The organism is Stenotrophomonas sp. 05L44_2, from assembly GCF_056665995.1.
The window spans coordinates 1-1,433 of record NZ_JBFTNR010000894.1 but is presented as its reverse complement, the minus strand read 5'-3'; the positions used below and the strand labels follow the sequence as shown (position 1 = coordinate 1,433).

Sequence of the window (1,433 nt, the reverse complement as noted above, 5' to 3'; positions counted from 1 at the left end):
GTTCTTTCTTCACCCGACACCAGAAACCGTCTTTGCTTTCGCCTTTGCCATCCGCTCCGCCTCATGAACCTGTCGTGGCCGGGGTGGTGGGGTCGCGGGGGCGTAAGCGCCAAGGATGGCGCGCCCGAGCCTCCAGGGATTGATTCACGGCGTCCCCCGCGGGCCCACACCGCCCCGGCCCACCCACAGCACCACGAAGCGCCAGTGCTTCGGCCGTTGCCGTTGCTGTTGCCGTTGCTTCGAAGCCTGCCGCAGGCAGCGGCGCGGCCGCCAGCCGCACCCGATACAATGACCGTCTGCCGCACGCCGGCATCCCATCTCCAGAGCCAAAGAGTTGCCCATGTCCATCGTCCGCATGACCGACCTCGACCTCTCCGGCAAGCGCGTGCTGATCCGCCAGGATCTGAACGTGCCGATCGAGAATGGCCGCATCACCTCCGAACAGCGCATCACCGCTTCCCTGCCGACGCTCAAGCGCGCGCTGGAGCAGGGCGCGGCGGTGATGGTCACCTCGCACCTGGGCCGCCCCAAGGAAGGCGTGTGGAGCGAGGCCGATTCGCTGGCGCCGGTGGCCGAGCGCCTGTCGGTGCTGCTGGGCCGCGAGGTGCCGCTGGTGCGTGACTGGGTCGACGGCGTCGACGTGCAGCCGGGCCAGCTGGTGCTGCTGGAAAACTGCCGCATGAACGTTGGCGAAGGCAAGGACGATGAAGCCCTGTCGAAGAAGTACGCCGCTCTCTGCGATGTGTTCGTGATGGATGCGTTCGGTACCGCGCACCGTGCGCAGGCGTCCACCCATGGCGTGATCCGTTTCGCCCCGGTCGCTGCCGGTGGCCCGCTGCTGATGGCCGAGCTGGATGCGCTGGCACTGGCGCTGGATGCGCCGGCCAAGCCGCTGCTGGCCATCGTCGCCGGCAGCAAGGTCAGCACCAAGCTGGAGCTGCTGGCCAACCTGGTCGGCAAGGTCGACCAGCTGATCGTCGGTGGCGGCATCGCCAACACCTTCATCGCGGCGGCCGGCTACAAGGTCGGCAAGTCGCTGTACGAGCCGGACCTGCTGGATACCGCCCGGAAGATCGTGGCCGACGCCAAGGCGCGGGGTGCGGACATCCCGCTGCCGGTGGACGTGGTCACCGCCAAGCAGTTCCTGCCCGACGCGGCTGCAGAAGTGAAGGCCGTCGATGCGGTGGCCGASGAYGACMTGATYCTGGACATCGGCCCGCAGACSGCSGCGCAGTACGCACAGCTGATCGCCAAGGCCGGCACCGTGGTCTGGAACGGCCCGGTCGGCGTGTTCGAGTTCGAAGCCTTCAGCAAGGGCACCGAAGCGCTGGCCCGCGCCATCGCCAGCTCGCCGGCGTTCTCCATCGCCGGTGGTGGCGACACCCTGGCCGCGGTCGACAAGTTCGATATCGCCCAGCAGGTCAGCTACATCT

1 protein-coding gene is annotated in these 1,433 nt (G+C 67.9%); it reads left to right on the top strand.

Annotated elements, in window-relative coordinates; genetic code table 11:
- Positions 1-340 precede the first annotated feature (340 nt).
- On the top strand, positions 341-1,433 hold a 1,093-nt coding region (locus tag AC1VAN_RS21740; RefSeq protein ID WP_480986733.1), incomplete at its 3' end, for a phosphoglycerate kinase.